Annotated in this window: 15 protein-coding genes and 1 pseudogene; 10 read left to right on the top strand and 6 right to left on the bottom strand. The window is 62.3% G+C overall.

What is annotated here, in order from left to right; genetic code table 11:
* Positions 1-182: 182 nt before the first annotated feature.
* Positions 183-1,289: a Fic family protein gene (locus tag EO99_RS0116775; protein WP_029619770.1), complete on the bottom strand. Its 1,107-nt coding sequence runs from the start codon at positions 1,287-1,289 to the stop codon at positions 183-185.
* Between the two features lie 239 nt (positions 1,290-1,528).
* Positions 1,529-2,656, bottom strand: coding sequence for an acyl-CoA dehydrogenase family protein (locus EO99_RS0116770; protein WP_029619769.1), 1,128 nt, complete (start codon positions 2,654-2,656; stop codon positions 1,529-1,531).
* A 192-nt stretch (positions 2,657-2,848) separates the two neighbouring features.
* On the opposite strand from EO99_RS0116770, the gene EO99_RS0116765 reads away from it, so the two are divergent.
* From EO99_RS0116765 to EO99_RS0116720, 10 genes are all read left to right on the top strand, one after another.
* On the top strand, positions 2,849-3,850 hold the full coding sequence (locus EO99_RS0116765) for an AraC family transcriptional regulator (protein WP_029619768.1): 1,002 nt from the start codon (positions 2,849-2,851) through the stop codon (positions 3,848-3,850).
* A 163-nt stretch (positions 3,851-4,013) separates the two neighbouring features.
* Positions 4,014-5,246 (top strand): thiamine pyrophosphate-dependent enzyme, encoded by a 1,233-nt coding sequence (locus EO99_RS0116760; protein WP_029619767.1) that lies wholly within the window; start codon positions 4,014-4,016, stop codon positions 5,244-5,246.
* Positions 5,247-6,260 (top strand): alpha-ketoacid dehydrogenase subunit beta, encoded by a 1,014-nt coding sequence (locus EO99_RS0116755; protein WP_029619766.1) that lies wholly within the window; start codon positions 5,247-5,249, stop codon positions 6,258-6,260.
* A 2-nt stretch (positions 6,261-6,262) separates the two neighbouring features.
* Positions 6,263-7,531 (top strand): dihydrolipoamide acetyltransferase family protein, encoded by a 1,269-nt coding sequence (locus EO99_RS0116750; RefSeq protein WP_029619765.1) that lies wholly within the window; start codon positions 6,263-6,265, stop codon positions 7,529-7,531.
* Positions 7,532-7,534: 3 nt separating this feature from the next.
* Entirely contained in the window at positions 7,535-8,929 is a 1,395-nt protein-coding gene (gene lpdA / locus EO99_RS0116745) for a dihydrolipoyl dehydrogenase (RefSeq protein WP_029619764.1), read from the top strand.
* 44 nt (positions 8,930-8,973) lie between these two features.
* Positions 8,974-10,137 (top strand): acyl-CoA dehydrogenase family protein, encoded by a 1,164-nt coding sequence (locus tag EO99_RS0116740; protein WP_029619763.1) that lies wholly within the window; start codon positions 8,974-8,976, stop codon positions 10,135-10,137.
* Entirely contained in the window at positions 10,137-11,732 is a 1,596-nt protein-coding gene (locus EO99_RS0116735) for a carboxyl transferase domain-containing protein (protein ID WP_029619762.1), read from the top strand. Before EO99_RS0116740 ends, EO99_RS0116735 begins: the two co-directional genes overlap by 1 nt.
* 14 nt (positions 11,733-11,746) lie before the next feature.
* A complete protein-coding gene (locus EO99_RS0116730) occupies positions 11,747-13,606 on the top strand; it encodes an acetyl/propionyl/methylcrotonyl-CoA carboxylase subunit alpha (protein ID WP_029619761.1) in 1,860 nt (619 codons plus the stop codon).
* Positions 13,606-14,058, top strand: a complete 453-nt coding sequence (locus tag EO99_RS0116725) for a MaoC family dehydratase (RefSeq protein ID WP_029619760.1) — start codon at positions 13,606-13,608, stop codon at positions 14,056-14,058. The genes EO99_RS0116730 and EO99_RS0116725 overlap by 1 nt, the downstream gene beginning before the upstream one ends.
* On the top strand, positions 14,055-14,888 hold the full coding sequence (locus EO99_RS0116720; RefSeq protein WP_029619759.1) for an HpcH/HpaI aldolase/citrate lyase family protein: 834 nt from the start codon (positions 14,055-14,057) through the stop codon (positions 14,886-14,888). The genes EO99_RS0116725 and EO99_RS0116720 overlap by 4 nt, the downstream gene beginning before the upstream one ends.
* A gap of 984 nt (positions 14,889-15,872) precedes the next feature.
* Here EO99_RS0116720 and EO99_RS28260 read toward each other — a convergent pair.
* The 4 genes and pseudogenes from EO99_RS28260 to EO99_RS0116700 form a co-directional block, all read right to left on the bottom strand.
* A pseudogene (locus EO99_RS28260) lies at positions 15,873-17,495 on the bottom strand (acyl-CoA synthetase); the annotation flags it as partial.
* Positions 17,492-18,661: an acetyl-CoA acetyltransferase gene (locus EO99_RS0116710; protein WP_029619757.1), complete on the bottom strand. Its 1,170-nt coding sequence runs from the start codon at positions 18,659-18,661 to the stop codon at positions 17,492-17,494. The gene EO99_RS0116710 and the pseudogene EO99_RS28260, both read right to left, overlap by 4 nt.
* Positions 18,662-18,677: 16 nt before the next feature.
* The gene (locus EO99_RS0116705) at positions 18,678-19,553 is read right to left on the bottom strand and encodes an IclR family transcriptional regulator (RefSeq protein WP_051679915.1); all 876 of its coding nucleotides are present in this window, start codon (positions 19,551-19,553) and stop codon (positions 18,678-18,680) included.
* A gap of 20 nt (positions 19,554-19,573) precedes the next feature.
* Entirely contained in the window at positions 19,574-20,593 is a 1,020-nt protein-coding gene (locus tag EO99_RS0116700) for a TRAP transporter substrate-binding protein (RefSeq protein WP_029619755.1), read from the bottom strand.
* Positions 20,594-20,609 lie beyond the last annotated feature (16 nt).

Genomic DNA, 20,609 nt, shown 5'->3' with positions numbered 1-20,609 from the left:
GGCTCCTCCGCCAGCATGCGCACAAAGCGACGCGGTTGAAGAACTTTCGTGGAAAGGTGTGGCGGTGGATCGCCCTCGAACATCGCGCGGCTGCGCAATGGGGCCGCCTGATCAGGCTGTTCGCAGCCTAGAAAAGAAAGCCCGATAGAGGTTTTGATGAAATTCATTCGATTTGCACCAGACTATTTCTGCCATGCCAGAGAGTAGCGGGTATGTCGAAGTTCGCCCGTGCGTGTGAATGCACCGATCTCGACAAGCTGCTGAAGGTCGCGTGTCGCTGTGGCGCGAGATGTACCTGTGATCGAGATGTAATTTTCTGCACTCAGGCCACCCTTGAAGCCTGATGTGCCTTCCTTGAAGATGCGCGCGACCACCTTTTGCTGCCGCTCGTTCAGTCGGTTTCGAAATCGGTCGTAGAATTTCGCTTTTTGAATGAAGAAATTTATGCGATCCAGCGTCGCCCGTTGAGCCTCCAGGATAGTTTCTGAAAAGAAAATGATCCAGTCGGTGATATCGAGCGTGCGTTGGTGTCGCTCAAGCTCGGAGTAATAGGCCTTCCGGCTCTTCTCGATCGTGAAGGCGAGTGAAATGAGGCTGGGTTGCCCAATGTTTTGTGCCAGGGATTTCTCGGCGAGCGCGCGCCCAATTCGGCCGTTCCCATCCTCAAATGGATGAATGCTTTCAAAGTAAAGATGGCCTACTGCTGCGCGTGTCAAAGCTTGAAGCGGCGTTCGGCCATTTGGTCCGGATTGATTGAACCAGGCGATGAAGTTCTCCATCTCAACGTGAACCTGGCGAGATGGGGGAGCCTCAAAATGGATTGCGGGCTTATCCAGTCGACCTGACACGATCTGCATGGCGTCTTCATGCTCACGGTAAGCGCCAATCGTCTCAATGTACCGATTTCCGGCCATCAGCATTGAATGCCAATGGAACAGGCCCTCGTGGCCCAGCGGGTTATGCCAGCTCCGATAGACATCCGCCATCATCTCGGCGATCCCCCGCTCTTGGGGGCGTACCTGTCTGTCATCGGCGTTGAGCCCAAACTGCCGGCGGAGTGATGACTGGACACTTACCCGATCAAGAAATTCCCCCTCGATCTCTGATGTCTTGACCGCTTCGTCGCTCAGCAACTCAATGCGGAGTTGGTTGCTGTCATCCTCGTTGAAATGGCGAACGGCACCAATAACCTCGCCGGCCGACTGCAGGAATTTCCGCTCCAACAATGTCAAGCTTGGAGCGTCGTACCTAAGGTTTGGCCAATCAGCGTTTTGCCAGCTCCATGTCATGAGTTATAGCCAGCTCCTCTATAACTCATCATTATTGCAATGATGAGCTATTGCAAGCCCATCTATCGCTCAGCACCAGGGTCCCGATCGGAACCATGGTCACGTCAGCGATTTCAGTCGGCCGCAGGATACCGTCGGCATCAGGTCGTCGGTTGCATCGTTCATCCGACGCGCGGTTTGGTGTTCGTAAGATCTCCGTCGTCTTGATGATGGCGGCAGACAACCATGCTTCGATGCACTTAAAGATGGCGGGCGATGACGATACGCTGCACGTCGCTGGTTCCCTCATAGATCTGGCAGATGCGCACATCGCGGTAGATCCGCTCGACGGGATAGTCCGCCATATAGCCGTAACCGCCATGGATCTGTATGGCATCGGAACAGACGCGTTCGGCCATCTCCGACGCAAAGAGCTTGGCCATCGATGCCTCCGACAGACACGGCAGTTGAGCCTCGCGCAGCGAAGCTGCGTGCCAGACGAGTTGCCTTGCCGCCTCTATATGGGTGGCCATATCGGCAAGACGAAAGGCCACCGCTTGATGATCGATGATGGGACTGCCGAAGGCGGTCCGTTCGCGGGCGTAGTCGCGCGCGGCACTGAATGCCGCCTGCGCCATGCCGACGGCCTGAGCTGCGATGCCGATCCGCCCTCCTTCCAGATTGGCAAGCGCGATGCGATAGCCGTCGCCTTCCTCTCCGAGCCTCAACTCGATTGGAATCGGCATGTCGTCAAAGGCGATCTGGCAGGTGTCAGAACCGTGGATCCCGAGCTTCTCCTCAACGCGCACGACCTGGTAGCCAGGCGTGTCCGTCGGGACGATGAAAGCGGAAATCCCTCTCTTCCCGGCGTCGGGATCGGTGACGGCAAAGACAATGATCATCTGCGCATTCTTGCCGGACGTGATGAACTGTTTGGTTCCGTTGATGACGTAGTGGTTGCCAATTCGTCGCGCATGGGTTCTTAAGTTCGATGCGTCGGAGCCGGCCTGTGGCTCGGTCAGGGCGAAGCCGCCAATCCACGCGCCGCACGCAAGACGCGGCAGGAAGTCCTGTTTCTGCGCCTCTGTTCCGAATTTGAGGATCGGCACGCAGCCGACCGAGCTATGGACGCTCATGATGGTCGAGCACGCCCCGTCGGCCGCAGCAATCTCCTCAACCGCAGCCGCGTAGGCAAGTGTTCCGGTATCGGACCCTCCATACACCTCCGGCACCAGCATGCCCAACAGACCGAGCGTCCCCATTTCCTGCAGTTCGTCTCGCGGAAAGCCCCTTTCCCTGTCCCTTCTGGCAGCGCCGGGCGCCAGCCGCTCCTGAGCGAACCGACGCGCCATCTCGCGAATCTGCTGTTGAAGGTCGGAAAGGATCATTTGCTCTACCCCGGTGACGGCACTTGACGACGACCGCCGTCGATGGGCTACCGCCGATGCACGGCATCACGCCGTTTTCCCTTGCCGGATACCTGTGAGATCGGCCGTCGCGAAATCTAGGCCGTTTTCTTCTTGCAAGCGATGACGAAACTGATCCATCCTGCCGGACAGTTTTACCATAGCAGGTGGATCATGTCAGACCTGGAACGACATATGATCGCCCCCAGTTTTGTCGAGGAGGCGCTTGATTGCCTGCGTCGCAGTGGACGCCCGACGCAGCCGCTCCTGGCGAGGCTCGACCTGCCGCCGGTTGTCAGGCAGCCGGTTTCGGCGCAGACATTTGGCCAGTTGTGGCTTGCGATCGCGGCGGAGCTGGATGACGAGTGCTTCGGTCTCGGCGCCCGTCCAATGCAGCGCGGGAGCTTTACTCTGCTGTGTCACTGCGTCTTGCATGCCGCCACGCTGGAGCAGGCGTTGCGCCGGGCACTGCGCTTTCTCAACGTGGTGTTGGGTGCTCCTACAGGCCGGCTTGTGGTCGGCGACGCGACCGCCCAGATCGAGCTGAATGATACGCAGGAGCCTCGGTCGGCCTTCGCCTATCGTAGCTACTGGATTATCCTGCACGGACTGACCTGCTGGCTCGTGGGACGACGCATTCCCATCCGCCTGGTGGAATTCCGCTGTTCCGAGCCGAGTGGCGGCGAAGACCACAGGCTTTTCTTCGGCGCCCCGATCCGGTTCAATCAACCCGTCAGTCGCCTCGGTTTCGACAGTGCCTTGCTGGCATTGCCGATTTCGCGCAGCAACCAGGCTCTAAAACAGTTCCTGCGCGCAGCGCCTGCCAACATTCTTCTGCGCTACCGCTACGACGCCGGCACCGCAGCCGCCGTGAGGCGACGCCTGAGTCAGAAGGCGCCGCCCAATTGGGCCAGCTTCGCAACTCTGGCGGGCGACATGCGCATGTCGCCGTCGACACTTCGCCACAGGCTCTACGACGAAGGGCAGAGCTACGCCAGGATCAAGGACGAAATCCGCCGCGACCTTGCCTGCACCATGCTGACAAAGACGCGACAGACAGTCGGTGATATTGCAGCACATCTCGGCTACTCCGAACCGAGTGCCTTCTACCGGGCCTTCAAGAAGTGGGTCGGCGTCAGCCCCGAGGCATTCCGGAAACTCCAGGGATCGGCCTAGATCAGGACTTCGGGTGTCGCGCCTCGTCGACGCCGTCGCTATGGCAAAACTGGCCGAAAATCTCGAGGCAGTTCTGTCATGGCTTGCCATTGTCGCCAGGACTACCATCCTTGTCCATTGATCTGCTTCTGGGGAGAGGAGCAGGGTCAACAGGGAGGAAGTGATCGTGGATACGGCTCCATTGAGCTTGCATGTCCCCGAGCCGGCCGTGCGGCCGGGCGGACAGCCTGATTTTTCCAATGTTACCATCGCCAAGGCCGGCGCCGTGACGCGTCCAGCGGTGGACGCAGAAGCGCAGGATATTCGCGATCTCGCCTATTCCATCATCCGGGTTCTCAACCGGGAGGGTGAGGCGGTCGGCCCGTGGGCGGGCCTGCTTCCCGACCAGGATCTGAGGGAGGGCTTGCGTCACATGATGACGCTGCGCGCCTTCGACGCGCGCATGCTGATGGCGCAGCGACAGGGCAAGACGTCGTTCTACATGCAGCACCTTGGGGAAGAAGCTGTCAGTTGCGCATTTCGAAAGGCGCTGGCCAAGGGGGACATGAATTTCCCGACCTATCGACAGGCCGGCCTGTTGATCGCCGACGATTATCCGATGGTCGAGATGATGAACCAGATCTACTCCAACGAGAGCGACCCTTTGCGCGGCCGGCAGCTGCCGATCATGTATTCGTCGAAGGAGCACGGCTTCTTTACGATTTCCGGCAATCTCGCCACCCAGTATGTCCAGGCGGTCGGCTGGGCCATGGCTTCGGCGATCAAGAATGACACCCGCATCGCCGCTGCCTGGATCGGCGATGGCTCCACGGCCGAGTCGGATTTTCATTCGGCGCTGGTGTTTGCCTCCACGTACCGGGCGCCGGTGATCCTCAACGTGGTCAACAACCAGTGGGCGATTTCGACGTTCCAGGGAATTGCGCGCGGTGGCTCGGGCACCTTCGCCGCTCGCGGGCTGGGCTTTGGCATTCCCGCGCTGCGGGTTGACGGCAATGATTACCTGGCGGTCCATGCCGTCGCCTGCTGGGCAGCGGAACGGGCGCGGCGCAATCTCGGGCCGACATTGATCGAATATGTCACCTATCGCGTCGGCGCCCATTCCACCTCCGACGATCCGAGTGCCTACAGGCCAAAGGCCGAGTCCGAGGCATGGCCGCTGGGCGACCCGGTGCTGAGGCTCAAGAAGCATCTGATCCTGCGGGGGCTGTGGTCTGAGGCACGTCATGTGCAGGCTGAGGCGGAAATCATGGACGATGTCATCGCCGCCCAGCGCAAGGCGGAGGAACATGGAACGATGCATGCCGGCGGCAGACCGTCGGTGCGCGACATCTTCGAGGGCGTTTACGCGCAGATGCCACCACACCTACGTCGCCAACGACAGAAGGCTGGTTATTGAATGGCCAGAATGACGATGATCGAAGCGATCCGCAGCGCCATGGACATTGCCATGGGTCGCGATGACGACGTGGTCGTTTTCGGGGAGGATGTGGGTTATTTCGGCGGCGTCTTCCGCTGCACACAGGGGCTGCAGGCAAAGTATGGCAAGACGCGCTGCTTTGATACGCCCATCAGCGAGTCGGGCATCGTCGGCGCCGCGATCGGCATGGCTGCCTATGGGCTAAGACCCTGTGTCGAGATCCAGTTCGCCGACTACATGTACCCCGCCTACGATCAGCTGACGCAGGAAGCCGCCCGTATCCGCTATCGATCCAATGGTGACTTCACCTGCCCGATCGTGGTGCGCATGCCAACCGGTGGTGGCATTTTTGGCGGTCAGACCCATAGCCAGAGCCCCGAGGCGCTGTTTACCCACGTCTGCGGCCTGAAGGTCGTCGTGCCCTCCAACCCCTACGACGCCAAGGGGCTGCTCATTGCGGCGATTGAAGACCCTGATCCGGTGATCTTCCTGGAGCCAAAGCGGCTCTACAACGGACCTTTCGACGGCCATCACGAGCGCCCGGTGACGGCATGGTCGAAACATGATCTCGGTGAGGTCCCGGATGGCTACTACGCCATCCCGATCGGCAAGGCGGACGTTCGCCGCCCCGGCACGGCCGCGACAGTGGTCGCCTATGGCACGATGGTTCACGTGGCCCTGGCGGCTGTAGCCGACACGGGCATCGACGCTGAAGTCATCGACCTTCGCAGCCTCATGCCGCTCGATCTCGACGCCATCGTCACATCGGTTTCCAAGACGGGGCGCTGCGTTGTCGTGCACGAGGCAACGCTGACCTCGGGATTTGGCGCAGAGATCGCGGCCCTGGTGCAGGAATTCTGTTTCTACCATCTGGAAGCGCCGGTCATGCGCGTCGCCGGATGGGACACGCCCTACCCGCATGCCCAGGAGTGGGACTATTTTCCTGGTCCGGCGCGGGTCGGTCGTGCGCTGATCGAGGTTCTGGAGGCCTGAGCATGGGCGAGTTCACGATCAAGATGCCGGACGTGGGAGAAGGTGTCGCCGAGGCCGAGCTGGTGGAGTGGCTGGTCGCGGTGGGCGATCCGGTGCGCGAGGATATGGCGGTTGCGGCGGTGATGACCGACAAGGCTACCGTGGAAATCCCCTCCCCCGTCAGCGGAACCGTCGTCTGGCTTGCCGGTGAGGTGGGTGACACGCTGTCGGTGAAGGCGCCGCTGATGCGCATCGAGACAAGCGGCATTGATGACACGCCGGTGTCGCCGGATGCGCCGCAGGAAAAGGGCGCGCCGGTCGACAGCATGACAGCTGCCGAAACGCCCAAAGAGCCGGCGGCCTGCGCTCGCTTATCACCGCCCGCCCTCTCCCCGGCCCGCCTGCCGCCTGCCGCCCCCGGCAAGCCCTTGGCTGCACCCTCTGTCCGACTGTTTGCGCGAAACAACGGCGTTGATCTCCGGCAGGTGCGTGCAAGCGGCCCGGCGGGCCGCATCCTGCGGGAAGATGTCGAACACTACCTTGCGGCCGCAACAGATGCCACGTCCGCGCGGCAGCCCCTGGCGATCAACACGGCTCAGGAAGCAGTCAAGCTTACCGGGCTTCGTCGCCGCATCGCGGAAAAAATGGTGCTGGCCAGCGCGCGCATCCCCCATATCACCTATGTGGAGGAAGTCGACGTAACCGCCCTGGAGGACCTGCGGGCGACGATGAACCGCGATCGCAAACCCGACCATCCCAAGCTCACCCTGTTGCCGTTTTTGATGCGGGCGCTCGTCAAGGCTGTTGCCGAGCACCCGCAGATCAACGCGACGTTCGACACCGAGGCAGGTCGCCTTACCCGTTTCAGTGCCGTCCACATCGGCATCGCCACCCAGACGCCTGCCGGGCTCACCGTGCCGGTGGTCAGACATGCCGAGGCGCGCAGCATCTTCGATTGCGCAGTCGAGATAAGCCGGCTGGCGGAGGCGGCGCGGTCAGGCACAGCCACCCGTGACGAGCTTGGCGGCTCGACCATCACTATCAGTTCGCTGGGTGGGCTCGGCGGGATCGTCTCGACCCCGGTCATCAATCACCCGGAGGTCGCAGTCGTTGCGGTCAACAAGATTGCCATCCGCCCGATCTGGGATGGAACTCAGTTCGTTCCTCGCAAGATGATGAACCTCTCGTCGAGCTTCGACCACCGGATCATTGATGGCTGGGATGCCGCGACCTTCGTTCAGCGCCTGCGAACGCTGCTGGAAACGCCCGCCCTGATCTTCATTGAAGGCTGACCCATGAAAGACATCTCCTGCACACTGCTTGTGATCGGCGCCGGACCCGGAGGCTATGTCTGCGCCATCCGGGCCGGCCAGCTTGGTATCGACACGGTGATCGTCGACGCGGGAAGGCCAGGCGGAACCTGCCTGACGGTCGGCTGCATTCCATCCAAGGCACTGATCCACGCCGCGGGTGAGTTTGACGCCCTCAAGCGTATGGCGTCGGGCAAAGGCGATCTGGGGATCCGCGCTGCGAATGCGACCATTGATCTTGGCATCACCACCGCCTGGAAGGACGGCATCGTCGCGCGGCTCAGCAGCGGTGTGTCCAGTCTCCTGCAGAAGGCACGGGTGAAGATCATCCATGGCAAGGCGCGTTTTCGCGACGGCAAGACGGTGGAGGTCGAAACCGAAACCGGGCTGCAGATCATTCGCGCGGAAAGCGTGGTCATCGCGACCGGCTCTGAGCCGGTCGAGCTTGCCGCATTGCCGTTTGGCGGGCCGGTGTTGTCGTCGGCCCAGGCGCTTTCGCTGACGCAGCTGCCGAACAAGCTGGTAGTCGTCGGTGGTGGCTACATCGGGCTGGAACTCGGTACGGCATATGCCAAACTGGGCAGCCAGGTCACTGTGGTCGAGGCGATGGCGCAGGTCCTGCCGGCCTATGACAGCGAACTGGTCCAGCCCGTCATGCGCAGAGTGAGCGAACGCGGCATCAAGGTCATGACCACGTCCAAGGCGATCGGGCTCTCCCCCCGGGGCGAGGCGCTGGTGGTGGAGGAAAGGGGGGTACGGCAGGAACTGCCGGCGGACCGTATCCTCGTCACTGTCGGCAGGCAGCCGCAGGTGACCGGGTTCGGGCTGGAAGACCTCGATCTCGACCGCGCCGGTCCCTTTTTGCAGATCGATGATCGCTGCCGGACATCGATGCGCGGCGTCTATGCCATCGGCGACGTCACCGGCGAACCGATGCTGGCCCATCGGGCCATGGCGCAGGGAGAAATGGTGGCCGAAATCGTCGCAGGGCGAAACCGCGGGTGGGATAGCCGCTGCATTCCCTCGATTTGCTTCACCGACCCGGAAATCATCAGTGCCGGTCTTTCCCCCGATGATGCCCGCAGTCAGGGGATCGAGGTGAAGGTCGGGCATTTTCCCTTCGCCGCGAACGGAAGGGCGATGACAATGCATGACGAGGAGGGTTTCGTGCGGGTCGTGGCGCGTGCCGATTCCCATCTGGTGCTGGGGTTGCAGGCCGTCGGCGCGGGCGTATCGGAGCTTACGGCTGCTTTCGCACTGGCAATCGAGATGGGTGCACGGCTGGAGGACATCGCAGGCACGATCCATGCGCATCCGACACGAAGCGAGGCCGTCCAGGAAGCTGCGCTGCGGGCGATGGGGCAGGCTCTGCACCTTTGATCTTCGAGGGGCTTTTGCAGCTAGCTGTTGGGAAGGAACGGCGAATGACAGACCCGGATTTCGGATTGAGTGAGACGGCGGTGGCCGTCGGCGACGCCGCACAGCGCTTCGCGCGCGAGCGCATCGCACCGATCGCCGCTGAAATCGATGCCAACGATCGTTTCCCGATCGAGCTTTGGCCGGCCATGGGCGCTCTGGGGCTGCATGGCATCACTGTTGCGCAAGAGGATGGCGGGTTGGGACTAGGCTACCTCGATCATGTCGTCGCCTGCCAAGAGATCAGCCATGCGTCAGCCTCCGTTGGCCTGTCCTACGGAGCCCATTCCAACCTGTGCATCAACCAGATCGCGCGCTGGGGCTCGACCGACCAGAAGATCCGCTACCTTCCCCGCCTCATTTCGGGGGACCATGTCGGCAGCCTGGCAATGTCGGAGACGGGCGCCGGATCCGACGTCATCTCCATGCGTCTGCGCGCCGACAGCGTCGGTGGCGGATTCCGGCTGAACGGCACCAAGTTCTGGATCACCAATGCGCCCTATGCGCAAACGCTGGTCGTCTACGCCAAGACGGCGGCCGAGGCGGGTTCGAAAGGGATCACCGCCTTCCTCGTCGAGAAGGACTTTGACGGCTTTGCAATCGGACAAACGATCGACAAGGTCGGCATGCGCGGTTCTCCGACCGCCGAGCTCGTCTTCGACAATTGCTTTGTGCCGGAGGAAAACGTGCTGGGCGGGCTGCATGGCGGTGTCCAGATTTTGATGTCCGGCCTTGACTACGAGCGTGTGGTGCTGTCGGGCATCCAGCTTGGTATCATGCAGGCCTGCCTGGATGTGGTCGTGCCTTATGTGCGAGAGCGGCAACAGTTCGGCAGGCCGATCGGCAGTTTTCAGCTGATACAGGCGAAAGTGGCCGACATGGTGGTGGCGCTGAATTCAGCCCGCGCCTATGTCTACCAGGTGGCGCGGGCCTGCGATGCCGGCAAGACGACCCGGCAGGATGCCGCCGGCGCGATACTCTATGCCTCTGAGTGCGCCGTAAGGGTGGCCGAACAGGCGATCCAGGCCCTCGGCGGCGCCGGCTACACGAAGGATTGGCCGGTGGAGCGGCTTTGGCGCGACGCCAAGCTGCTCGACATCGGCGCGGGCACCAACGAGGTGCGCCGGATGTTGATCGGCCGTGAAGTGATCGGCGCGGGAGGCCACGGCTGATGCCCCCGATCCGTACCATGCTTGACCGCAACGGCGATGTCTTCAAGGCCAATGCGGCGCACAATCGCACGCTGTGCGAAGCGTTGCGCTCGAAAGTGGAGACGGCTGCGCGCGGAGGATCGCAAAGTCACCGCGAGCGCCATCAGTCGCGCGGCAAGCTCCTGCCGCGCGACAGGGTCCAGCGGCTCCTCGATCCCGGTGCCCCATTCCTGGAAGTCGGACAGCTTGCGGCGGAGGGAATGTATGGTGGACAAGCGCCCGGTGCGGGCATCATCACCGGCATCGGGCGCGTGTCTGATCGCCAGTGCATGATCGTCGCCCACGACGCCACGGTGAAAGGGGGCGCCTACTTCCCGATGACGGTGAAGAAGCACCTACGGGCGCAGGAGATTGCCTGGGAGAACCGTCTGCCGTGCATCTATCTGGTGGATTCAGGCGGCGCCAACCTGCCGCATCAGGCTGAGGTCTTCGCCGACCGGGATCATTTCGGCCGGATCTTCTATAACCAGGCACAGATGTCGGCAGCGGGCATTGCCCAGATCGCCTGCGTCATGGGAAGTTGCACCGCTGGCGGCGCCTATGTTCCGGCAATGTCGGACGAGACGGTCATCGTGCGCAATCAGGGCACGATCTTCCTCGGCGGACCGCCCCTGGTGAAGGCGGCGACCGGCGAGGTGATCTCCGCAGAGGAATTGGGGGGCGCCGAAACCCATGGACGCAGGTCGGGGGTCGTCGATCATGTCGCAGAAAACGACGAACATGCGCTGATGATCGTCGGCGACATCATGGCCACCCTCCCCCGGCCGACGGCCGCGGGTATCGAGATGGCTGCGCCGAGGCCTCCGCTGCTTGATCCGGCCGACATCTACGGCATCATACCGCAGGATGTGCGCATTCCGTATGAGGTGCGGGAGGTGATCGCACGACTTGTCGACGGCTCCGCGTTTCAGGAGTTCAAGCCGCTGTATGGATCGAGCCTGGTGTGCGGCTTTGCGCACATATGGGGCATTCCGGTGGCCATTCTTGCCAACAACGGCGTGCTGTTTTCGCAAAGCGCGTTGAAGGGGGCGCATTTCATTCAGCTGGCGTGTCAGCGCCGCATTCCGCTCTTGTTCCTGCAAAACATTTCCGGGTTCATGGTCGGCGGCAAATACGAAGCTGAAGGCATCGCCAAGCACGGCGCAAAACTGGTGACGGCGGTCGCGACTGCGTCGGTTCCCAAAGTCACGGTGATGATCGGCGGCAGTTTCGGAGCCGGAAACTATGGCATGTGCGGTCGCGCCTATCAGCCGCGCTTTCTGTTTTCCTGGCCCAATGCCCGGATTTCCGTCATGGGTGGCGAACAGGCGGCGGCAGTTCTGGCCTCCGTCCACCGCGACGCCGAGAGCTGGAGCCTGGCTGAGGCGGAAGCGTTCATGGCGCCGATCCGGCAAAAATACGAGGATGAGGGCAATCCTTATTATGCGACGGCGCGCCTGTGGGACGATGGTGTTATCGATCCCATCCAGACCCGTGATGCCTTGGGTCTCGCCTTTGCCACGACCCTGAACGCGCCGGTTCCAGAGCGCGCGCAGTTCGGCCTGTTTCGGATGTAGCGCAGGAGGGGGTAATGATTGAGAGCCTGCTGATCGCCAATCGGGGAGAAATCGCCCGCCGGATCATGCGCACCGCACGACGGCTCGGCATCCGCACGATCGCAGTCTATTCCGACGCCGATGCCGCCATGCCATTCGTGCGCGAGGCCGATGATGCCGTTCGCATCGGCAGTGCGCCGGCGCGTGACAGCTATCTTCGACCCGACCGGCTTCTGCAGGCGGCACGGCAGACGGGCGCGCAGGCGGTTCATCCCGGCTATGGCTTTCTGTCGGAAAACGCTGAATTTGCCGAAGCCGTCATCGAGGCGGGATTGATCTGGGTTGGCGCACCACCCTCGTCGATCCGCTCCATGGGCCTCAAACACGCCGCCAAGGAGCGGATGATTGCCGCCCACGTCGCGGTCACGCCCGGCTATCTTGGTGCCGATCAGGATCCGGTCCGCCTGCAACGAGAAGGCGACGCGATCGGCTATCCGGTGCTGATCAAGGCCGTCGCCGGCGGCGGCGGCAAGGGCATGCGTCGGGTCGACGCGGCTGCCGACTTTCCCGCGGCACTGGCAAGCTGTCGGCGCGAAGCAGCCTCGTCCTTCGGTGACGATCGTGTGTTGATCGAGAGATTCATCCTGTCGCCGCGCCACATCGAGGTTCAGGTCTTCGGCGACAGCCGCGGCAATGTCGTCCACCTTTTCGAGCGCGACTGCTCGCTGCAACGCCGCCACCAGAAAGTGATTGAGGAGGCGCCGGCGCCGGGCATGGATGAGGCGACGCGCAGCGCCATCTGTCTTGCCGCCGTCCGGGCCGCGCAAGCGATCGCATATGTCGGGGCCGGCACGGTGGAATTCATCGCCGATGCTTGCGAGGGGCTGCGGGCCGACCGGGTCTGGTTCATGGAGATGAACACGCGGCTCCAGGTCGAGCATCCCGTCACCGAGGCGGTGACCGGACAGGATCTTGTGGAATGGCAGCTGCGCATCGCCTCGGGCGAACCCCTGCCTCTTGCGCAAGACGAATTGTCGATGACAGGCTGCGCCATCGAGGCGCGACTTTATGCCGAAAACCCCGCCACCGGCTTTTCGCCCTCCGCAGGTCGCCTGGAGCATATTCGCATACCGCCTGGCGTGCGCGTCGATAGCGGTGTCGAGGAGGGGGATCAGGTCACGAGCCATTACGACCCGATGATTGCCAAGCTGATTAGCCACGCCGCAAGCCGGCAACAGGCTGCAAGGAAGCTGGCGATCGTGGCGGCGGGAATCGAGGTCTGGCCGGTGATCACCAATGCGGCATTCTTGGCAAAGACACTGCGGCACCCGGCGTTCTTGGCCGGAGCAGTCACCACTGGTTTCATCGATGATCATCTCGCCGATCTCGTGCCGTCCGCGGAGCCCGATGATCGCGTGCTGCAGGCTGCCGCCGCGTCCCTTGTCGCCGCCTCCGGGCAAGACCCGTGGATGGCGCTTTCAGGCTTTCGCCTCAACGCAGATGCGTCAAGGCAGGTGAACCTGGCTGTTTGCGACCGGCCCTATCTCGTCAACCTCGACCGCCACCGGCAAGGAGGTGGCGGCGGCGTCAAGGGCGTCATCTTCCAAGATGGCGCGGCATGGCCATTTGCACGTTGCCGGACCGACCATGCCGAGGCCAGTCAGGGACGCCTGGACGGATCGGTCGTGGCGCCGATGTCGGGAACGATCGTGGCTGTCTCAGTGTCGCCAGGCGACCGCATCACCCGCGGCCAAACGCTCGTCGTCCTTGAGGCGATGAAGATGGAACAGTCGCTCAAGGCGCCCTTTGACGGTGTCGTCGCACAACTGCGGGCAAGCCCCGGCACGCAGGTGGAGGACGGTGCTCTCCTGGTGCACATCGAAGGAGACGAATGATGGTCGGACGCCTTTTCGAGGACTGGACCGTCGGAGATCGGGTCGCCCACGAGATCCGTCGCACGGTGACGGAAACCGACAACCTGATCTTCACGACCATGACCCACAACCCGCAGCCTTTGCATCTCGATGTCGAGGCGGCCAAGGCAAGTGAATTTGGCCAGCTCCTCGTTGTCGGCACGTTCACCTTTTCGCTGATGGTCGGACTTTCCGTCAGCGACACCACGCTCGGCACGCTGATCGCCAATCTCGGCTATGACAAACTCGTCATGCCCAGGCCGGTCTTTATCGGCGACACCATGCGTGCCGAAACCGAAATTGTCGGTTTGAGGGAAAGCCGGTCAAGGCCAACGGCCGGCATCGTCACCTTCCGCCATGAACTCTTCAACCAGCGCGGCGACATTGCCTGCCAGTGCCTGCGCACGGCCCTCGTGCTCCGGAGGTCACCATGAGGCTGCGCTCGCTGCTGTTCGTGCCCGGCGACCGGCCGGAGCGGATGAAGACGGCGCTCCAGCGCGGGGCCGACGCGTTGATCATCGATCTGGAGGACGCTGTGGCCTTGCAAAGCAAGCCAATGGCGCGGGAGATGACCGCTGCGTTTCTGCGCTCGGCCAAACGCCAGGCCAAGCTTTTCGTTCGCGTCAATGCGCTCGACAGCGGTCTGCTTGACGGCGATCTCGCGGCGGTTGTCGCCGCAGGACCTGACGCGCTCGTTTTGCCCAAGGCAGAGGGTGCCGCAAGCGTTCAGGCCTTGTCAGCAAGAGCGCCCGGCATCCCGATCTTGCCGATCGCGACGGAAACGCCGTCGGCGATCTTCGAGATCGGCAGCTACCGCGCTGTCGGCAACCTGATCCTCGGCCTCACCTGGGGCGCGGAAGACCTTCCCGCTGCCATCGGCGCCAGGAGTGCGCGCGAGCCGGATGGGCGTCTTACGCCGCCCTACGAGATGGTGCGATCGCTGACGCTGTTTGCGGCCCATGCCGCCGGCGTCGAAGCCATCGACACAATCTATCCGGCTTTTGGCGATCTGAAAGGGGCTTCAGACTATGCGGCACGCGCCCGAAGAGACGGCTTCACCGGCATGATGGCGGTGCATCCGACACAGGTTTGCGTCATCAATGAAGCCTTCACTGCCACAGCAGAGGAACTGGCCGAGGCACAGGCCATCGTCAACGCATTCACAGCCAATCCAGATCAGGGCGCGCTTGGCTTCCACGGTCGCATGATCGATGCGCCGCACCTCAGGCAAGCCAAACGGCTGCTTCAGTCCGTCGAAAAATGACCACCCGCCCGCTCCGTAGACGGCGGTGACGCTGTGTCGGCGGCCTTCGGCCTCCCGCGTTGCAGCAGTCGTGCGCGTCCATCTGTTGCCTCGACGTCAGGGCAGCGGGCTGCCTGCGAGGTTTCGCACCAGGAGTTCGAACGTCACGCCGACGGGATTTTGACCTTTCTTGAGACGCCCCGTGTAAACCTCTCCGTCCACATCGACCACTGCGGCGTCAACAAGCGCACGGACACCGTGTGGTCCCGCCACGACGACACCATCTTGGATAACAACCTCGGTCGCGATGCACCGAACCTGCCGGCCATCCTCAAAAACAGGCATGTAGATGCTTCCAAGGCCATGGATGCGGGCCTTTTCGATGCCGAATTCGACGCAGGTCTGTTCGACAGCCGTGCAGACATCCTCATCCGGTCGCACACGCAGGTAAACGCCGTCTCCTCGACAGCCATCCCCTTGCGCCGAGAACAAGGTGAAGTTTGTCTCGATGTCCAGGACCGACTGCCAGATCGCAGATAGGCTTCCGTGGCCACGAACCGTCACCGGCTCGACGACGATGCTGTCGAACGGAAGAACATGCCCCATCCGTGGCCGGCCCTCGCCGACGTCCCAAAGCCCGTGGCAATGGAGGAAAGCAGCACCATCCCTTTCACCGAACGTTGCCGTTGCGGCGACGAATCGGGCACCGGCTTCCGGCGCCAGCGTGGCACTGTACCATGCGGCGTGTTCGGGGTCGTGCGATAATGCCGGCAGGACGTAACGGAATGGTGCGCAGGTGCCGCCATCAAGGGTCACGACACCGGCGCGGCAGCCCGCCTCGGCGAAGATCCTGGCCACTCCCGCCATGACTGTTTCGCCCGGCTGCAACTGCCCGCCGACGGGCGTCAGTGGCGTCTGGACCACCTCGCGCCGAACCGGATGCCTTGGCCCCGGATGCGCCAGCGTGCCGAATGGCGCGGTTTCTTCGTTACCCTGCTGTCGCGCCAGATCCCCGCGTCGCTGCAGTTCCTCGCGGATCATCTTCTTGGTGATCTTTCCGTAGGCGGACTTCGGCAAAGCATCCCAGAACACGATGCGCCTGGGCAGCTTGTAGCGCGCCATCTTGCCGTCGAGAAAGGCGAGCAGCTCGGCTTCCGTCACCGCAAGCTTTGCGACGCAAACAGCGACCCCCACCTCGCCCCAAAGCGGATCTGGCATCCCCAGCACCGCCACCTCCGTAATCCCCGGATGGCTGAGGATCTTTTCCTCGATCTCGCGCGGGTAGACATTGGACCCCCCCGAAATATACATGTCCGACGCGCGCCCAGTGATGTAGAGGAAGCCTTGCGCATCGACATGACCAAGGTCGCCGGTCCGGAACCAGCCATTGCGGAAGGCCTTTTGGTTGGCTTCGTCGTTCTGGTAATAGCCTGCAAAGACTGCCGGTCCGGTGCAGCAGATTTCGCCTGTCTGGTTTGCACCGACCTCCTCGCCCGCATCGTTCTGGATCGACACCTGCATGCCGGTGCGCTCGAATCCGCAGGTCCCGATTCTGGCATGATCGCCATCTTCGCGCGTATGCAGTGCAGGCGGCAGGACGGTGATGGCACCCGTCACTTCACCGAGCCCAAAATACTGCACCAGCACAGGCCCCAGGACCTGTAGCGCCCGTTTCTGGTCCTCGCGGTACATCGGGGCGCCCGCGTATATCACATAGCGCAGCGAGGCGTGATCATGGGCATCCACCGACGGGTGCTCAACCAGCATCTTCAGGATTGTCGGCACCGTGAACATCGTGGAAACCCGCCACTTTTCCACAAGCGCCCAGGCAGCCTCGATATCGAATTTCTCGCTCGGCAGCAGCACGGTGGTCACGCCTCTGGCCACCTGCGTCAGTTGATGTACGCCCGCCCCATGAGACAGGGGCGCCACCACGAGAGAGGCGTCATCGGAGCTGAGACCGGGCATCAGGTCGCACAGATGGTTGTTGACCACATAGGCCATCTGCCCGTGCGTCAGGACCGCGGCTTTTGGCCGGCCCGTGGTGCCCGATGTGAAAAAGAACCAGCACGGATCATCGCGGTCGACGGCGGCTTCAAGCGGTTGTGATCCGGCGTGGTCTTCCACGAGCTGTTCGTAGGATGCCCCGAAATCTGCCGCGCCGATCGCGATGACGAAGGCAATTTGCGGGTTTGTCCGGGTGACTGCGGCTGCATGGTCTGGAAAGGAAGCATTGGCGATCATCCCTGTCGCACCGCTTGCCTTGGCAAGATAGGCGACTTCTTCCGGGGTTTGGCGAAAGTTGGTGGGGACCCAGACAGCGCCGATGCGGAAACAGGCAAACATGGTTTCAAACATCTGGTTGCAGTTTTGCGACTGAACCAGAATGCGGTCGCCTTTCTGCACGCCATAGCGCTGCTGCAGCGCGACGGCCATGGCGTCGACGCGCGCTTCCAGGTGCGTCCATGTCCAGTTGAAATCGCCCCAAACGAGTGCAACGCCCAGTGGATTGCGCCGCATCGCCTGGGTGAGAAACCGCGCCAGGTTCATCACCCGGGTAGAACGGGGGGAAAGTCCACCGACGGGTGCAGCGGGAGGTTTCGTGTCACCTGAGAGGGGTGCGCTCATTTCACCCGCTCCAGAATGGAGACATAGTTGGCGACAGCCGCCCCGCCCATGTTGAAGACCCCGGCTTTTGACGCTTGCTGCACCTGCATCTCGCCAGCCTCCCCGCAAAGCTGCATCGCCGCCATGACGTGCATGGAGACACCTGTCGCGCCAACCGGGTGCCCCTTGGATTTCAGCCCGCCGGAAGGATTGACCGGCAGCTTGCCGCCCATCGTCGTCGTCCCTTCGCGGATCACCCGGTGGCCCTCGCCCGGCTCCGCCAACCCCATGGCCTCGTACTCGATCAGTTCCGCGATCGTGAAGCAATCATGGGTTTCGACGAAGTCGAGATCATCAAGCTTGAAGCCGGCTGCATCCAGCGATTTCGTCCAGGCCATCCGCGCTCCATCGAAGGCGACGGGATCCCGGCGCGACAGGGCGAGGATGTCGTTGACATGCGAGTGGGCCCGGAAGGCAACCGCCCGCGCCATCCCAGCGGCCACATCTGGGTGGGCAAGCACCAGGGCTGCGGCACCATCGGAGACCAAGGAGCAGTCTGTCCGGCGCAAAGGGGCTGCAACATAGGGGTTTTTCTCAGAGACGGTATTGCAGAATTCGAAGGAGAAGTCGCGCTGCATGTGGGCGTAGGGGTTGGCCATTCCATTGGCGTGGTTCTTGGCGGCAATCATGGCCAGTTCTTCGGACCGGTCGCCGTAGCGCTGGAAGTAATGGCTGGCGATGCGTCCGAAGAGACCTGCAAAACCGCCCTCGACATCGGCCTCTTCCTCGCGGAAGCACGCCGACAGGAGAACGTCTCCTGTCTCCTTGCTGGGCAAGTTCGTCATCTTCTCGGCGCCGACCACCAGCGCGATCCGGCCGCGTCCGGATGCGATGAAGTCGAGTGCCGAATAGATCGCTGCGGAGCCTGTGGCGCAGGCGTTCTCCATCCTGACGGCCGGGGTGTGATCGAACCCTTCCGCGGCCATCGCAACCAGTGCGCCCTGGAAGTCCTGCTTGGTGAAGCCGTTGTTGAACACGCCGACAAAGATGCCGTCCACGTCCTGCGGTTCTATGCCCGCATGGTCAAGCGCCGGATGGATGACTTGCGCCATCAATTCGCGCGTCGTGGGCGCGTCCGATTTCCCGAATTTGGAATGAGCCCAACCGACAATTTGCGCTGTGGTCACTGCTGATCTCCTTTGGCTATGCTGGCACGTCGGCCTTCAATGACACTTTATGCTGGACGGTCCCGGCATCGGATGCATGGTCTTTGAAAAGACGCTGAAGTTTCGCCTGGATGCGGGTTACTTCCTCGCTTAGAAGAGCGGCGAGCTCTTGCTGCCGCGGCTGCGTCATGCGGCTGTCGATCGCCGCAATCGAGAGAGCACCGGCAAGCCGGCCATTGGGCAGCAGGATCGGCATCCCGATCCCCCAGGAGCTTGCAATGACCCGGCCCGGATTGAGAGCGTAGCCGCGTTCCCTGGCCTGCTGAATATCCAGCCGGAGGATCTCGGAGGTGTAGCCACGGTACTGGGCACAGATCGTGTCTTCAACACGCTGCAAGACGGCGCCTGCCTCGTCATCGGCGAGTGCGGCAAGCATGGCCAGCGATCCGGCGCCGACGCCGAGCGGGTTTTGGTCACCGGCCAGCAACGCGTGTGTCCTTACCGGGTGGTTTCCCTCCTGCCGGTGCAGGCATACCGCGTAGTCGCCTCGGCGCATCGACACGAAACTGGTGTCGCCCGAGATTCTGGAAAGCCGCTGCAGGCTTTCCGTCGCCATGTCCAGAAGCCCGTGCCGGGGCGCGGCCAGCATTCCCAGCACGTAGAGTTCAGGGCCAAGATGGTACCTGCGGGTTGCATCATCCTGCTCGACAAGCCGCGAGCGGATCAAGGCGATCAGCAATCGCCGGGCTGTGGGCTTGTTGAGGCCAGTGTCGCGAACGACATCGGCCAGGGAGATGCCGGTGCCGCCGCCTTTTGCGACCACCGCCATCACGCCCAGTGCACGTTCAACGGCGCGCGCGCCGGACGCGGAAGCGACGCCCTGAACCTCTATACTTGGTAGAAATCCGCCCATCTGTCGCTTCCGCAGGCTGTTCAGCTCAGTTGCTTGCCGACAGCCTTCTCCAGGATGGCCCAGGCCTCCTCACCATACTTGCTCTTCCAGTCGGCATAAAAGCCGGCACTTCTGAGCTTGTCCTGGAACGCCTTGGAGTCGGGGTTGTTGAACGTCATTCCCTTGCTCTCCAGTTCGCTTTGCACGGTGGCGTTCAGGTCCATCACGTCCTTGCGCTGCAGCTCGGCTGCCGCATTGAAATGCTTCGATACGATGTCCTGGAGATCCTCCGGCAGCGATTGCCAGGCGCGCCGGTTGAGGAGAATCCAGAAGCCGTCCCACATGTGGTTGGTCATCGACACGTACTGCTGGACCTCAAACAGCTTGGCGGTGGAAATAATCGCCAGTGGGTTTTCCTGGCCGTCCACGACACCAGTCTGCAATGCGGTGTAGGTTTCTGCGAAATTGATGCTTGCCGGGGCCGATCCGAAGGCGGTGAACATCGATGTCCACAGCGGACTGACGGGCACCCGGATCTTGAAGCCTTCAAGGTCGGCAGGCGTCGCGATCGGTCCCTTGGACGAGGTGATCTGACGAAATCCGTTGTCCCAGATCTTCTCAAGGGTCAGCAATCCCTTCTCCTCGATCTGGCCGCGCACATAGGCACCGAGCTCTCCGTCCATCGCTGGCCAGACTTCGTCATAGCTGTTGAAGGCGAAGCCGACGCCATTGAGGGAGGAATTCGGCACCAGGGTCGACAGGATGATCGGCGACAGGCTGAACATCTCGACCCCGCCGGATCTGATCTGGCTCAACATGTCGGTGTCGGCACCAAGCTGGCTGGATGGGAAGATATTGATCGCCATTCGGCCGCCGGATTCCTCCTGGATCTTCTCGACGGCCTCCTGCGCGCGCACGTTCATCGGGTGCGTCAGCGTCTGGTTGTTGGCAAACTTATAGGTAAACTCGGCGGCGTTGGCCGGTCGTGTGCGAATAGAAAAGGTCGTTGCGATACCGGTCGCTGCGGCTCCCAGCATCAGTGTCCTGCGCTTTACGTTCATGAAACCTTCCTCCCTT

It is taken from the genome of Pseudorhizobium marinum (assembly GCF_000705355.1).
Lineage (GTDB): Bacteria > Pseudomonadota > Alphaproteobacteria > Rhizobiales > Rhizobiaceae > Neorhizobium > Neorhizobium pelagicum.
Note: the sequence above shows the minus strand (reverse complement) of the source record. Positions and strands in the feature narration are given on the sequence as shown.

What these genes read in the sequence shown, in the direction of transcription:
- EO99_RS0116700 (WP_029619755.1), bottom strand. Translation starts at nt 20,593, where the DNA reads ATGAACGTAAAGCGCAGGACACTGATGCTGGGAGCCGCAGCGACCGGT.
- EO99_RS0116705 (WP_051679915.1), bottom strand. Translation starts at nt 19,553, where the DNA reads ATGGGCGGATTTCTACCAAGTATAGAGGTTCAGGGCGTCGCTTCCGCG.
- EO99_RS0116730 (WP_029619761.1), top strand. Translation starts at nt 11,747, where the DNA reads ATGATTGAGAGCCTGCTGATCGCCAATCGGGGAGAAATCGCCCGCCGG.
- EO99_RS0116720 (WP_029619759.1), top strand. Translation starts at nt 14,055, where the DNA reads ATGAGGCTGCGCTCGCTGCTGTTCGTGCCCGGCGACCGGCCGGAGCGG.
- EO99_RS0116725 (WP_029619760.1), top strand. Translation starts at nt 13,606, where the DNA reads ATGGTCGGACGCCTTTTCGAGGACTGGACCGTCGGAGATCGGGTCGCC.
- EO99_RS0116735 (WP_029619762.1), top strand. Translation starts at nt 10,137, where the DNA reads ATGCCCCCGATCCGTACCATGCTTGACCGCAACGGCGATGTCTTCAAG.
- EO99_RS0116770 (WP_029619769.1), bottom strand. Translation starts at nt 2,656, where the DNA reads ATGATCCTTTCCGACCTTCAACAGCAGATTCGCGAGATGGCGCGTCGG.
- EO99_RS0116755 (WP_029619766.1), top strand. Translation starts at nt 5,247, where the DNA reads ATGGCCAGAATGACGATGATCGAAGCGATCCGCAGCGCCATGGACATT.
- EO99_RS0116750 (WP_029619765.1), top strand. Translation starts at nt 6,263, where the DNA reads ATGGGCGAGTTCACGATCAAGATGCCGGACGTGGGAGAAGGTGTCGCC.
- EO99_RS0116765 (WP_029619768.1), top strand. Translation starts at nt 2,849, where the DNA reads ATGTCAGACCTGGAACGACATATGATCGCCCCCAGTTTTGTCGAGGAG.
- EO99_RS0116775 (WP_029619770.1), bottom strand. Translation starts at nt 1,289, where the DNA reads ATGACATGGAGCTGGCAAAACGCTGATTGGCCAAACCTTAGGTACGAC.
- EO99_RS0116740 (WP_029619763.1), top strand. Translation starts at nt 8,974, where the DNA reads ATGACAGACCCGGATTTCGGATTGAGTGAGACGGCGGTGGCCGTCGGC.
- lpdA (WP_029619764.1), top strand. Translation starts at nt 7,535, where the DNA reads ATGAAAGACATCTCCTGCACACTGCTTGTGATCGGCGCCGGACCCGGA.